The organism is Mycobacterium sp. MAA66, assembly GCF_041261665.1.
GTDB lineage: Bacteria > Actinomycetota > Actinomycetes > Mycobacteriales > Mycobacteriaceae > Mycobacterium.
The window spans coordinates 161403-174916 of sequence record NZ_JBGCCC010000005.1; the positions used below are offsets into that span (position 1 = coordinate 161403).

The following is a 13514-nucleotide window of genomic DNA, read 5'->3' on the forward strand; positions in this document are numbered from 1 at the left end:
AATAGTACGTATACGTATTATACGTGTACGTACTATTGTGGCACTGACTATAGTCGCGTGATGGCGAAGACCACAAAGGTCAAAAGGGGGAATCTGTCCGACAGCCCCGTGCACCAGCTGCGTCGCGCGAACCAGGCAGTGTCAGCCATCTGGCTGCAACATCTTCCCGACCTGACGCCACCACAGTTCTCGGTCCTGTTCGCGCTCTCCGAACACGATGAGCTGTCGCAGTCAGAGCTCGGCGCGCTCACATCGTTGGATACGTCGACCCTTACCGCACTGCTGGACCGGCTCGAGGGCCGCGATCTGATCAGCAAGACCATCGATCCAGCCAACCGGCGCCGACGGCAGATATCCATCACCGCGACCGGGCTACGACAGCTCAGCCAGGCGCACGCCCCGGTGAGGAAAACCCACGAGTGGATCGCCGAGGTGCTAGGTGAGACCGAGGCACGACAACTGGTCGAGACTCTGCACACCCTCGCAGACGCCGCGCGGGACCACACACCGCCGACGTAAGGTCGGCTACTCCCCGCTCGGCGCGAGGGCGGCGAGGGTGCGGTCGAGCCAGTCGAGAATGATCGGGAACACTTCGGGCAGTTTGGAAACCGCGCAGTGCCCGGTGTCGGGGACAAGTTCGACCGTGGTGTCGCGGCGACCCTGGAACACCAGGGTGTCGCGTTGTGGGACGTGGACGTCGTCGGCTCCGTTGATGACCAACATCGGGACATTGCGGTCCTGGTCGAGTAGCGGACGCAACGAGAACTCTCGCAAAGCCTTTGTCAGTTCTTCAAAACTGGGCGGTGTATCGAATCCCAGTGCGTTACCGACGATTCCGTCCATACCGAACGACGGCGCGTCGCGGTCACCACCAAAGGCGTCTTCGACCGGGCCACCCAACACCACGGCGGCGTCCACGTCACCGTCCAGGCCGGATCGGGCCGAATAGTGCCCACCCATCGAAATTCCGATGTGCCCAACGATGCCATTACCGAGGGGCCGGGCGAAATCGACGATGCCGCGAATGATTTCCGCGCCGCCCGAACTGGTCATCGGTACCGCCGATTCGCCGGTGCCCACGATGTCGAAAGCCACCACCCGCACACTCAGGCGGGCTGCCGTCAGGACCAGCAGTCCATGCACGTCCATCTTCCAGCTGTCGACACCTCCGCTGGCGATGACGACCGGCCGGTCAGCGGGCAGGTCGTATGGCGTGTACACATGCACCGGCACCTCGGTGGTGCCACCGCGATACGGCAGCTCCAACACGTGACGTTCGAATTGCACTCCGAACCCGGGGGCCGCAAGCTGGTACTGCTCAAGCTGATTGGCGAGAGCTTGACGTTTGGCATCGTCGGCCAGAGTCGGGAACTTCGCCCACCCGTAGGCCAGCGCCGCGGCCTGGTGCGAGCCAGCTGCCGCATAGGTCGCGGCCAGTCGTGACCATTCGGGGACCCATCCACCGGCGGTGTCCGCCCACATGTCGGTGATCGCAGCACCCACGGCCTCGACATCGTCCGCCGGCAATCCGGTGTTGACCATCTGTGGGTGCCGCTCACCGAACAGTGCGTGTACGTCCAGTGGCCATTGGTACGACATGACAGCTCTCCCTAGGTCCCGCATCATTAAAGCTCGATTATTGCTTTAGTGGAAGTTACGCCCAATCGTGCATTAATGCAAGATCTCTGCATTAATGCAGGGTGGGGTTCGATCGACCGACGGGTCTCGGCACGCCGATCTGGATGACGGGAAATTACCTACGATGGGAGCCCGTACCGCGCGGGGAAGCAGCGTCCGCTTCGCGGCGGCGCATCGGCCTAAATGTTGTTTTCCCTGATCATGTTTCAGAGTTGTGCAGATTTCAGGAACCGCCGCCGGCAACGGGGTACACGCCACCGGTGGCATACGGAACCTCGTCGCTCAGCAGGAATGCCACCATCGCCGCGACCTCATCGGGTCGGCCGAAACGCCCCATCGGTATCGCCGCCGCCATGGTCTTACGACCGGCGTCATCTAGCTGCTGCATCATTGGAGTATCGATGGGCCCTGGCATGACCGCGTTGACACGTGTTCCCGTCCAAGCGGTTTCGATCGCGGCGGTGCGGGTCAGGCTGATCACCGCCGCCTTGGTCGAGCCGTACGCACCCAGCAGCGGTGTGGGTCTCTCGACGGTCAACGATGTCGTGTTGACGATATTCGCGGGCGTGCCCGCGGCACGGGAGATGCGCAACATCTCCCGTAAATTCAGGAAGACACCCACGTAGTTGATGGCAACCAGCCGTTGGAAGGTGACGAGGTCCTGGTCGACGAGCATGCTGTACGGACCGATGCCGGCATTGTTGTACAGCGCATTGACGTGGCCGAAGTGTCGCGCGGCCTCGCCAAAGTAACGCTGAACGTCGGCTTCAGAAGACACGTCGCCACCCAAACCGATTGCCCCACCACCGATTTCAGCCGCCGCCTCGGCCGCCTCCTCACCGTCGATGTCGATGACCACGACGCGGGCACCTTCTGATGTCAGTCGCTCTGCGGTTGCGCGTCCGATGCCGCTCGCGCCCCCGGTGACGATGGCGACCTTCTTGTCGAGGCCTTTCATGTGGATCCCTTCCCGTGTTGTGTCGGCGCCGCTAGCCGGCTAGTTTCGGTTCGATGTCGTCGTAACCGCTTGCGGCATAAAGGCTGTCGCGGGCACGGACGAGATCGGTGCGAATACTTGCAGTGTCGATGTCGACAAGCCGGCCGCCACGCTTGACGAACTTGCCGTCCACCATGACCGCGTCTACGTTGCCGCGGTTGGCGGCGCTCACGACGGCGCTCAGCAGGTTCCCCAACGGCCAGAGGTTGGAGTCGGAGGCTCGCAGCAGGATGAGGTCGGCGCGCTTTCCCGGAGTGAGGGAACCTACGTGGTCTTCGAGCCAGCAGTTCCTGGCCGCTACCGACGTGACCGCCGCCAAGGCTTCGCGTGCGGAGATGCGGTCCCCGTGTGTCATCACGACGTCACCGTTGAGGTGGCGGGCGTGTCCGTAGTCGTTGCGTTCGAGGAACAGCCCGACGCGCGCTTCCTCGAACAGATCGCCACTGGCGGTAGCGATCGCATCTGCGCCGAAGCACGGGGCCAGGCCGTTCTTGCGCATGCGCTCCGACGGTGACGCGCCGAAGTTGAGTGCGGCATCGACGGCTGGGCAGGAGACCGCCCGTCCGTCATGCTCGGCGAGCAAGCGGAACTCCTCGTCGGTCGTGGTGCAACAGTGCACGAAGCTCATATCCGAACCGAGTAGACCCTCCTCGGCCAGCCGTTTGATCGACTCTTTCGCCGGGCCCAGCGCAACACCGGTGTGAAAGCTCATCGGGACGCCCATCGCGCGTGCAGCGGCAATGTCGTCACGGGTGATTTCCAGAGTCGTGAAGTCGAGCCCCTGCAGCGCGAGCGCGAACGTGAGCCGTTTGTCGTCGGACGAGAAGTACTGACGCCGCAACTGCGCTGCATGGTCCCAGGAGGCCGAGCCAAATTTGCCTGCGAACTCGTCGAGCTTCTGCCGCATCGAGGCGCCGTAGGCGAAGACCGCGCGCATCGGCATGTCCAGGTGGGCTTGGACTGCAGCCTCGGCAAGCTCCGGGGTGTTGATGACGTGGCACCAGTCGAACACCGTGGTGACGCCGGACTCCAGCGCATTCGCGATGCCGGCGCGGGTGAAGGCGTACAGCACATCTGGGGTGAACGCGGGGCCGAGCTTGCTCCACGCCGCGAGCGCTTCGCCGGCCGCCTCGTCCATACCGGTACCGCGCACGCCCGAGTACCACAGATGGCGATGAGCATCGATGAGCCCGGGCATGATGATCGCATCGGATGCGTCGACCACATCGCAGCCGGTCTCCCCGACCGAATCGCCGACATGGGTGATCACGCCGTCTTCGACGAGCACGTCGCCCCGGCGGAAGTCGCCGACCGACGGATCCATGCTCAAAATGGCACCGTCCTTGAACAGTGTCTTGGTCATATCGTGTGGCCCTCTCTTCGCCGTTAATGCAATACTCGTGCATTAACGGCGACACTAGGCCGCGTCGATCGGTAACGCAATAGTCATGCATTAATATGTGGACGATGAGCGACGTCGAAACCCAGACGCAGATCAAGCGCCGTACCGGCGGGCGCTCCGCGCGGGTTCGCGCCGCGGTACTGCAAGCGACACAAGACGTCATCGCCGAACGGGGACCAAAAGGCGTGTCGATCAGTGAGATCGCACGGGCGGCCGGCGTGCACGGCTCCTCGATCTTGCGACGCTGGGGATCGGTAGAGAACCTGATCCTGGATGCGCTGCTGGACTACAGCCAATCGGAACGAGCTGCCCCAAACACCGGAACGTTGCGTACCGATCTCATAGCGCTCGCGCAGCGAGTCCAGGCCAGCCTGGACAAACCCCTTGGCACGGCACTGTCTCGCGCGATGGCCGTGGCCGACGATGATCCAGCGCTCGCCGACAGCCGTGCCCAGTACTGGCAGTCCCGCGTCGACGCAGCCAGCGCAATCTTCGAGCGCGCCACCGATCGCGGCGAACTGCCCGCCGGTGCCGACCCCCGCCTCGTTCTCGAATTGCTTGTCGCGCCGCTACATACGCGCGCGCTGATTACCCGCTGGCCGGTCGACGACGGTGTCATCGAGCAGATCGTCGACGCCCTCCTCCGTGGCGTGTCCAGCCCGTAAGGCACGCCATCAACTCTTAACGCTCTAGCATTGCATTAAGCGCCCGGCTCACGGTACAGTCCGCTTTTAACGCAGAATTCTTGCGTTAACGCGGACTGATGACCGAAGGAGTCATAGCGCGATGACGACTCCACAGCACGCAATAGCCGACGGCCAAGTCCGCGCTCCGCTCAACACCGACAAGAACCCGCCGTACAAGATCGCCGGCTTTGCCCTGGCCGTGATCATGTCCATCGTGCTGGCCGTGACCTGGGCCCAGTTCCGCGGCTACTTCGACACCAAGGCCCAGCTGTACGTGCTGGCCAGTCGTTCCGGGCTTTCGATGGATGCGGGTTCGAAGGTCACCTACAACGGGGTGCCGATCGGCCGGCTGAAGGCCGCCGAAGCGATCACCGGTGACGGCGAGAAGCCCGAGGCCCGCCTGGTGCTCAACGTCGATCCCGAGTATCTGGACCTGTTGCCCCGCAATGTGGACGTCAAGCTGCTTGCCACCACGGCCTTCGGCAACAAGTACATCGCCTTCACCTCACCCCCGGCCCCCTCACCGCAGCGGCTCAAGAGCGGTGACGTGGTCGACGCGGTCAGCGTCACCACCGAGTTCAACACGCTGTTCGAGACCATCACCGCGATCTCCGAGCAGATCGATCCGATCAAGCTGAACCAGACGTTGACCGCGGCCGCGCAAGCGCTCGACGGGCTGGGCGACAAGTTCGGTCAGTCGCTGGTCAACGGCAACACCATCCTGGCCGACCTGAACCAGCGGATGCCCTCGTTCCGACACGACACCAGGGGCTTCGCCGACCTGGCCGACGTGTACGCCAAGGCGTCACCGGACCTGTGGGACGGCCTGAAGAGCGCGGTGACTACCGCGCACACCTTCAATGATCAGCGCGGCAACGTCGATCAAGCGCTGATGGCCTCGGTCGGGTTCGGCAACACCGGCGGCGACACCTTCGAACGCGGCGCGCCGTACCTGGTCCGTGGGGCCCAGGACCTGCTGCCGACCTCTCAGTTGCTCGACAAGTACAGCCCCGAATTGGACTGCATGATCCGCGGTTTCGCGAGGGGCGCACAGGCGTTGAATAGGGCCCTGGGCGCCAACGGTTACTCGATGACGAGTCACACCGAACTCGGCGGCGCGGGGAACCGCTACGTCTATCCGGACAACCTGCCCCGGACCAACGCCTCAGGTGGCCCCGAGGGCCGGCCGGGTTGCTGGACCGTCACCAAGGACATCTGGCCGATGCCGTACACGGTGATCGATACCGGCGCCTCCATCGCGCCCTACAACCACTTGGGTCTCGGTTCGCCGTTCGCGTCCGACTACATCTGGGGCCGTCAAATCGGGGAGAACACAATCAACCCATGAAGCCACCGCTCCGTCGACCCACTCCTGTGGCGAACTCTCTTGTCTCAGTTGAGATTCAGTGTCACTCCAGTTCCGCGGATTGTTCGGATCGCGGAGCACACCTCCAGACCTTAACGCTAAAACATTGCATTAAGGCCGCCGCTGGCGGTACTGTCCGCTCTTGACGCGGAATTCTTGTGTCAACGGGGACTGATGACCGAAGGAGTCGCCATGCCGACCGTGCTCTGGGAACCGCACGATGCCGCAGGCACCGAGATCGTCCGCTACATCGAATGGCTTTGTCGCCGTGGCTATATCGGCGAAACCTTCAGCGACTACGCAAGCTTGTGGGAATGGTCCACGTCCGACACCGATCGCTTCTGGACCTCGATCTGGCAGTTCTTCGACATCCAAGCCGACGGTGAAGCGACTCCGGTGCTCGCCGATCGCAGCATGCCCGGCGCTCGCTGGTTCCCCAAAACCCGGCTGAACTACGCCGAACACGCCGTGTCCAACGGACGCCCCGCCAGTGCGCCCGCAGTAATCGCACACGCCGAATCAGGCAGTGGCACAGTCAGACTCACGTACGGTGAGCTGCGTGACCAAGTTGCGCGCGCCCGCGCGGGACTTCATGCACTCGGAGTACGCCCCGGTGACCGCGTAGCGGCCTACCTGCCCAACATCGCCGAGACCGTCGTTGCGTTTCTCGCCACCGCGAGCCTGGGTGCGGTGTGGTCTTGCTGCCCACCGGAATTCGGCACCCGAGCCGTCATCGACCGCCTGGGCCAGATCGAGCCGACGGTGCTCCTCGTCGTTGACGGCTACACCTTCGGCGGCAAGACCATCGACCGACGCCCCGAACACGCCGTTCTCATCAACGCGATCCCCTCGATCCGAACAACCGTGTACGTACCCTCGGCATTCGACGACACCGCACCGGACGGGATGCTCGCGTGGTCTGAATTGCTTTCCAAGCAAGGACCTTTGGCATTCGATCGCGTCCCGTTCGACCACCCACTCTATGTGCTGTATTCCTCGGGCACCACCGGCCGACCGAAGCCCATCGTGCACGGCCACGGCGGGATGCTGCTCACGCATCTGAAAGACAATGTGCTGCACCTGGACATCAAGCCCGGCGATCGCCTCTTCTGGTACACCACCACCGGCTGGATGATGTGGAACACCGTGGTGTCGGGCCTGGTGGCCGGCGCAACCATCGTTCTGTACGACGGCAACCCCACCTACCCGGACTTCGGGCCGCTCTGGCAGGTGGCGGCCGCCGAGTCGGTCACCCATTTCGGGCTCAGCGCCTCATTCATCATGGGCTGCCGGGCCGCTGCCATCGAGCCCAAGAACTTTGGTGACCTTGCCGCACTACGCTTTGTCGGTTCCACAGGCTCGCCCCTGCCTCCCGACGGTTACGTCTGGGTCTACGAGCACCTGGACGCCAAAGTCCTCCTGGGCTCGGTCAGTGGCGGCACCGACGTGTGCTCCGTGCTTGTCGGAAGTTCGCCACTCACCCCGGTGTGGTCCGGCGAAATGTCTTGTCGTGCACTGGGCATACCTGTTGATTCGTTCGACACGGACGGCAACTCGGTGATCGACGCCGACGGCGAACTCGTCATCACCGGGCCCATCCCCGCGATGCCGGTAGCCCTCTACAACGATCGTGACGGCTCCCGCTATCGCAACACCTGGTTCGACACCTATCCCGGGATCTGGCGACAAGGCGATTGGATCACCATCACCAGCCGAGGCTCGGCCATCATCAATGGCCGCTCCGATGCCACTCTCAACCGCGGCGGCGTGCGCCTGGGCACCGCAGAGTTCTACAACGTGCTTGAGAGCCTGGACGAAATCAGCGATAGCCTCGTCGTCCATCTCGATGACCCGACAACCGGACATGGTCAGCTCATTCTGTTCGCCGTACCCACAGACCCCGCCGCGCACGAAGCTGAACTGCACACGCGCATCAAGCGCGCTTTACGCCAGAACCTCTCGCCCCGTCACGTCCCCGACCGGATCGTGACCGCCCCAGACATCCCGTACACCCGCACCGGCAAAAAGCTCGAAATCCCCGTCAAACGACTCCTGCAAGGCGCGGACCCAGACAGCGTCGCAAGCCCAGACGCCCTGCGAAACCCTGACAGTCTCGCGTTCTATCGACCCGCACTACTACGCGGGCCCAAATAGTCACGCCCACTCCGTAAGCGAGGCGAACGAACCAGCGCTTCGCGTAGATCGGCGAACTATCCTGTTGCACAATTACTTTGGCGACAGATACGGACATTCCGGCACGCACCCCAAACCGGACTCATCTAAGCGGGGTGTACAAACCGCCCGAAACTGCAGATGCCATTGACACAGCAGGACCACCGGTGACAGAGTGCTGAGCATGTGCACAGCAACGCGCGTGTGAAGCGTCCGTATGCGCCACATCCATCACGAGCCGGGAGCAAGGAGTCCACGATGGCAGGACGGGTTGAGGGCAAGGTCGCATTCATCACGGGCGCGGCCCGCGGCCAGGGTCGCAGCCACGCAGTGCGACTGGCAGAGGAAGGCGCCGACATCATCGCGGTCGATATCTGCGCGCCGATCCGGCCCGGTGTCGACACCGCCATTCCGGCCTCGACGCCCGATGATCTGGCCGAGACAGCCGAGCTGGTCAAGAATCTCGGGCGCCGTATCGTCACCGCTCAGGTCGATGTGCGCGATGCCCCCGCCGTCAAGGATGCGGTCGACAGCGGCGTGGAAACCCTTGGGCGCCTTGATATCATCGTTGCCAACGCCGGCATCGGCAACGGTGGCGACGTCCTGCACGAGACCAGCGAGCTGGACTGGGACGAGATGATCGACATCAACCTCTCCGGAGTCTGGAAGTCGGTCAAAGCCGGTGTGCCCCACCTGATCGCCGGTGGTCGCGGTGGCTCGATCGTTCTCACCAGCTCGGTCGGCGGCCTCAAGGCCTACCCGCACTGCGGCAACTACGTCTCGGCCAAGCACGGCGTCGTGGGCCTGATGCGCGGCTTCGCGGTTGAATTGGGCCACCACAACATTCGGTGCAACACCGTGCACCCGACCCACGTGAGCACCCAGATGCTGCACAACGAGGGCACCTTCAAGATGTTCCGTCCAGACCTGGAGAACCCGGGTCCCGACGACATGGCCCCGATCTGCCAGATGTTCCACACCCTGCCCATCCCGTGGGTGGACGCCGTCGACATCAGCAACGCTGTACTGTTCCTGGCCTCCGACGAGGCCCGCTACATCACCGGCGTCACCCTGCCAGTCGACGCCGGCAGCTGCCTGAAGTAATCCCGGGACAGGCTGCCTGCCGAGCCTGGCCGCTGACGACTAGGCGGCGAAGCTATCCAGTTGGACGCTCTGATAGGCGGCCCGCAGCCGCTCGTAGCGATAGCGGTTGTACGCCAACGGATCAAGGACCAGGCGTTTGGGCAGGTGCCGCCACGCCAAACGCAGCGCCATGAGGTAGCAGGCATACTCCAGCCGCACAGTCCCAGTCTGCCGGACGTCCAGCAGTTCGCGCATCTTCGCGTGCGCCAGCCGCTGTCCCAACACTTTCGGCGGCCTCAGCGCAATGGGTACCACCAGATTCCATACCGGTGCGACGAGGTCGCGCACCGGTTTCGGCAGCAACTCAGGCACCGGGACCGCATCGAAGCTTTCGTCGGCGTACTGCAGGAACGAGTTGTCTGCCAGTTTTTCCGCGGCCACGCGGTCGTAGTACGACAGCATGTCGGGCAGCGTTTCCGGCAGCTTGGCACGAGCACTGGGCAGCTCCAGATAGCTCAGCATCCACCGCAGCGTCTGATACACGGCCTCCCGCTGCTCGTCGTCGAGATCCTCACCCCGGACCGCAACATAGCCCCGATAGAAGAGATTCAAGGAGCTGACGGCGATCCAGTTCCATAATTCCGGATCGAGCGCGCTGAACCTGGTGCCCTCGAACTCGCCATTGCCGGCACCACGCACCGCGGCATGTAGACGCTTGAGTTCGTCTGTGTCCCAACGCCGGTCAGAATCGTCCCCGAACAGCATGAGCATGCCGAACGTGAATGATCGGACGCCCCGATCGGTGAAGTTCTGCCGGAAGCGCCCGGAGTGGTCCACTGCGGCGGCGATCGGTCGATAGGCAACCTGGTCGAGAGCCAAACGCCCGAACAGGCCGAGGCTGAACGGAGATCCCAACCACCACCTGACATCGGCCGCCAGTGCAGCATGCGGCCGGCTCGGATGCCACGGCTCAACCTCGGTCGCCAACTCCCCGTGCGACACCTTCGTTGTCATCATCGACCCAATCTGTCATCACTCGTTGATAGATTGAGGCGACCGTAACCATCTGTCCACGGGTGTGTCAAGATATTGCTCGTGACCGGACCTCGCACCTACGGCGGGCGCAGCGGCATCGACCGTATTGCGGAGCGCCGCGGACGGTTTGTGGCTGCAGGCTTGGAGCTGATGGGTACCAAGGGCATCGCAGCCACCACCCTTCGTGGCGTAGCGGCATTGTCAGGTGTGGCGGCGCGGTATTTCGCCGAATCCTTCGGCTCGATCGAGGAACTGCACGTCGCGGTCTTCGACCAGATCACCAACGAGATCGAGTCCCAGGGCATGGCCGCCATCGCCGCTGCGCCGGCCAGACCCAGAGCGCAGGCGAGGGCTGCCCTCTCGACGGTGATCGATCTACTGCTCGATGACCGGCGCAAGGGGCAGATCATCCTGATTGAATCCGCATCCTCGGCCACCTTGGGCCGGCGCCGGCTGGCCGAGGCCCACCACTTCGCCACCCTGATAGGCATAGTTGCCAAGAACGCTGCCAACGCCGAACTGCTGGACATTCAGCTGACTGCGCAATACGTGCTTCACGGTGTTGCGGGAGCACTGACCGCCGTGTTCACCGGCGAAATCGACATCGAACGTGAACATCTCGTGGACCGGCTCACCGACCTGCTGTTCACCACCATCAATACAGTGCCTCAGAGGGCTTCTCGCTGAGGCGATGCCGAAGGGCTCTGTCGGCGCTCCGGTGCACAGTCAACGAAATCCGCAGCAGCGATAGACAACTCAGCGGCGCCGGCCCGGCTCGGTACCGATGACACCGCTCTGGATCAGCGCTGCGATCTGATCGTCCGACAGACCCAGCTCCCCCAGAAGCTCTCGGTTGTGCTCGCCGAGCAGCGGCGCCGGCGCCCGGTGGAATGTGGTCGGCCCGTTCGCCAGCATGACCGGCAGCGTGCTGTGCAGTGCCGGGTTGTTCACCGGATGGCCCACGTACTCGAAGAATCTGCGGTGGTGCAATTGCGCCAGCTCGTTCTGCCGGTGTGGTTGCATCACCTTGGCAACCGGAACTCCCACAGGCCAAAGGGCTTCCACGATCTCATCACCCGACCGCGACCGGCACCAGGCAGCCAGGTGCGCATCGATCAGATCCTGGTTCGACCGACGTTCGGCGGCATCCCACGCCGCGACCGCCCAGGACGGGTTACCCAACGCCCCGTGCAGCGCCGCCCACTGAACGTCGGTCTGGACGGCGATCGCCACCCAACTGTCATCTCGGCCGAATTCGTCGATCTCGTTGCTGCGATATATGTTCTGCGGTGCCGCGGTAGGGCCTCGATTGCCGTCTCGCTGCAGCAGCGCCCCGTACGCGGAGTACTCGATGACCTGTTCGGCGGCGATGTTGAGTGCGGCGTCGACCATCGAAGCCTCCACCAGCACCGCCTCGCCGGTCCGGCGGCGGTGTTCCAGAGCCAGCAGCAGGCCGATGAATGCGTGGATGCCGGCGTTCGGATCACCCACCGAATACGGCTCGAACGGCGTGCGATCCGGAAAACCGGTGAGCCAGCTGAGCCCGGAGGCGTCCTCGATGATGTAGGCGAACGCCGGGTTGTCCCGCCACGGCCCGTCCAGGCCGAAACCGGGCATACGCACCATGATGATGTCGTCACGAAGTTCGCGTACCGCCGCGAAGTCCAAACCGATCTGATCGATCACCCGCGGGGTGAAGTTCTCCACCACCACATCACAGGTCGTGATCAACCGGCGCAACAGGTCCCGGCCTTGCTCGGTCTGAAAGTCCAGGGTCACGCTGCGTTTGTTGGTGTTCAGTGCACTGAAGATCGGTGAGCGCTCCCACCACTGCTCGACGTTGGCCGCAATACCGGCGATCAGCCGGGTGCCGTCCGGGCGCGCAGTGGATTCCAGGTGGATGACGTCGGCGCCGAGCATGCTGAGGAGATGCGTGCATGACGGTCCGGCCCAGAACGTCGTCATGTCGAGCACCCGAAGTCCACTGAACGGCAACCGGTCCCGGTCCGGTGCGCTGTTGGGCTCCGCCCGTGGCGTCAGTGCGGCCGTGGATAACCCGGCGGTGTGCTCCCCCAGCCGAGGCGCCGGCGCCTGCGCACGCAGATCACAGCCGGTGAAACGATAGGGATGGTTGGGCTGAGTGAAGCCGTCGCGTGGATTGGTCACGAAGGCACCGCGCTCGACGAATTGGTCCATCGCCGTGACGTTTTCACCGTTGCCCACTGGCGAGTTCGGTATCCGGAACGCCGAGGCCAAATCGCGGACTTCATCGACCTTCTGGTCGCGCAGCCACCCGTACAGTTCATCCGAGTGTAGGGTGGCCTGCTCGGTGATGGTCAGCTCGGAGGTTTCGTCGATCCATTCGTCATGACCCGACATCGCGCACAGATCCCACCATTGCTGCGCGGTGCCGCAGCCCAGCGCCACCAACCCATCGGCAGCGTGCGCCACGCCCGGCACGGTGGGCCGACGTTCGGTACGCCAGGGCTTGCCCAGCATCTCGAAGTAGGTCACCGGATAGTAAGTGAGACCGAGTATTTGAGCTTCCAGCATCGACAGGTCGATGAGCTCTCCGTGCCCATCGCGGAACGCTCGTACCCGGAACGCCAGCATCATCGCCGCCGCATACGCACCGGACAGCCAATCGCCCACCTGACCGCCGATCGACACCGGGGCCCGGTCCTGACAGCCCCGACCGATCCCGATCGCGCCGCCAGACCAGGCCTGCAGCGTGAATTCGGTCGCCGGACGGTCACTCCAGGGCCCGGCCAATCCGAACGGGGTGATGGCGGTGACGATCAGGTGGGGATGACGGGCGAACAACTCTTGCGGTGACACCTGTTGCGCCACCGCAGATTCCGGCGACCACACTACCGCGTCAGCGGCCGCCACCAACTGATCCAGCAGGCTCAGATCATGCGGCGCCATCACTACCGAACGCTTGCCGCCGGCCAGGAAGCTGAACAACGCGCCACCGGCAGCGCCCGACGCGGACCAAGTACGCAGCCGATCACCTTCGGGTGCTTCCACCTTGACGACATCGGCGCCGCCGTCGGCCAGGATCTTCGTGCAGTAGGCACCGGCGATCCCGCTGGACAGGTCGACGACGGTGTACCCGGTCAATGGTGGGGTCAC

The 13514-nt window shown here is 63.8% G+C and carries 11 protein-coding genes; 6 read left to right on the top strand and 5 right to left on the bottom strand.

Annotated features, from left to right (window positions below):
* Positions 1 to 60 precede the first annotated feature (60 nt).
* Positions 61 to 519, top strand: a complete 459-nt coding sequence (locus tag ABIA30_RS17065; RefSeq protein WP_370067428.1) for a MarR family winged helix-turn-helix transcriptional regulator — start codon at positions 61 to 63, stop codon at positions 517 to 519.
* Between the two features lie 6 nt (positions 520 to 525).
* Here the strand turns inward: ABIA30_RS17065 and ABIA30_RS17070 are convergent, their stop codons facing one another.
* The 3 genes from ABIA30_RS17070 to ABIA30_RS17080 all read right to left on the bottom strand — a co-directional run bounded on the left by ABIA30_RS17070 (position 526) and on the right by ABIA30_RS17080 (position 3998).
* Positions 526 to 1599 (bottom strand): alpha/beta hydrolase, encoded by a 1074-nt coding sequence (locus ABIA30_RS17070; RefSeq protein WP_370067430.1) that lies wholly within the window; start codon positions 1597 to 1599, stop codon positions 526 to 528.
* Positions 1600 to 1861: 262 nt separating this feature from the next.
* The gene (locus ABIA30_RS17075; RefSeq protein ID WP_370067432.1) at positions 1862 to 2596 is read right to left on the bottom strand and encodes an SDR family NAD(P)-dependent oxidoreductase; all 735 of its coding nucleotides are present in this window, start codon (positions 2594 to 2596) and stop codon (positions 1862 to 1864) included.
* Between the two features lie 31 nt (positions 2597 to 2627).
* Entirely contained in the window at positions 2628 to 3998 is a 1371-nt protein-coding gene (locus ABIA30_RS17080) for an amidohydrolase family protein (RefSeq protein WP_370067434.1), read from the bottom strand.
* Between the two features lie 104 nt (positions 3999 to 4102).
* Here ABIA30_RS17080 and ABIA30_RS17085 point away from each other — a divergent pair, with 104 nt between their 5' ends.
* The 4 genes from ABIA30_RS17085 (at position 4103) to ABIA30_RS17100 (ending at position 9365) form a co-directional block, all read left to right on the top strand.
* A complete protein-coding gene (locus tag ABIA30_RS17085; protein ID WP_370067436.1) occupies positions 4103 to 4702 on the top strand; it encodes a TetR/AcrR family transcriptional regulator in 600 nt (199 codons plus the stop codon).
* Between the two features lie 121 nt (positions 4703 to 4823).
* Complete coding sequence (locus ABIA30_RS17090; protein ID WP_370067438.1) at positions 4824 to 6071, top strand: MCE family protein; 1248 nt, start codon at positions 4824 to 4826, stop codon at positions 6069 to 6071.
* A gap of 210 nt (positions 6072 to 6281) precedes the next feature.
* Complete coding sequence (locus tag ABIA30_RS17095) at positions 6282 to 8243, top strand: acetoacetate--CoA ligase (protein ID WP_370067440.1); 1962 nt, start codon at positions 6282 to 6284, stop codon at positions 8241 to 8243.
* A gap of 276 nt (positions 8244 to 8519) precedes the next feature.
* Entirely contained in the window at positions 8520 to 9365 is an 846-nt protein-coding gene (locus ABIA30_RS17100; RefSeq protein WP_370067442.1) for a mycofactocin-coupled SDR family oxidoreductase, read from the top strand.
* Between the two features lie 39 nt (positions 9366 to 9404).
* Here the strand turns inward: ABIA30_RS17100 and ABIA30_RS17105 are convergent, their stop codons facing one another.
* Positions 9405 to 10358 carry an oxygenase MpaB family protein gene (locus ABIA30_RS17105; RefSeq protein WP_370067694.1) on the bottom strand — a complete coding sequence of 318 codons (954 nt, stop codon included), beginning with the start codon at positions 10356 to 10358 and terminating at the stop codon, positions 9405 to 9407.
* 81 nt (positions 10359 to 10439) lie between these two features.
* Here ABIA30_RS17105 and ABIA30_RS17110 point away from each other — a divergent pair, with 81 nt between their 5' ends.
* Positions 10440 to 11066 carry a TetR/AcrR family transcriptional regulator gene (locus tag ABIA30_RS17110; RefSeq protein ID WP_370067444.1) on the top strand — a complete coding sequence of 209 codons (627 nt, stop codon included), beginning with the start codon at positions 10440 to 10442 and terminating at the stop codon, positions 11064 to 11066.
* A gap of 69 nt (positions 11067 to 11135) precedes the next feature.
* On the opposite strand, the gene ABIA30_RS17115 is transcribed toward ABIA30_RS17110, so the two are convergent.
* Positions 11136 to 13514 carry a CaiB/BaiF CoA transferase family protein gene (locus tag ABIA30_RS17115; protein ID WP_370067446.1) on the bottom strand — a complete coding sequence of 793 codons (2379 nt, stop codon included), beginning with the start codon at positions 13512 to 13514 and terminating at the stop codon, positions 11136 to 11138.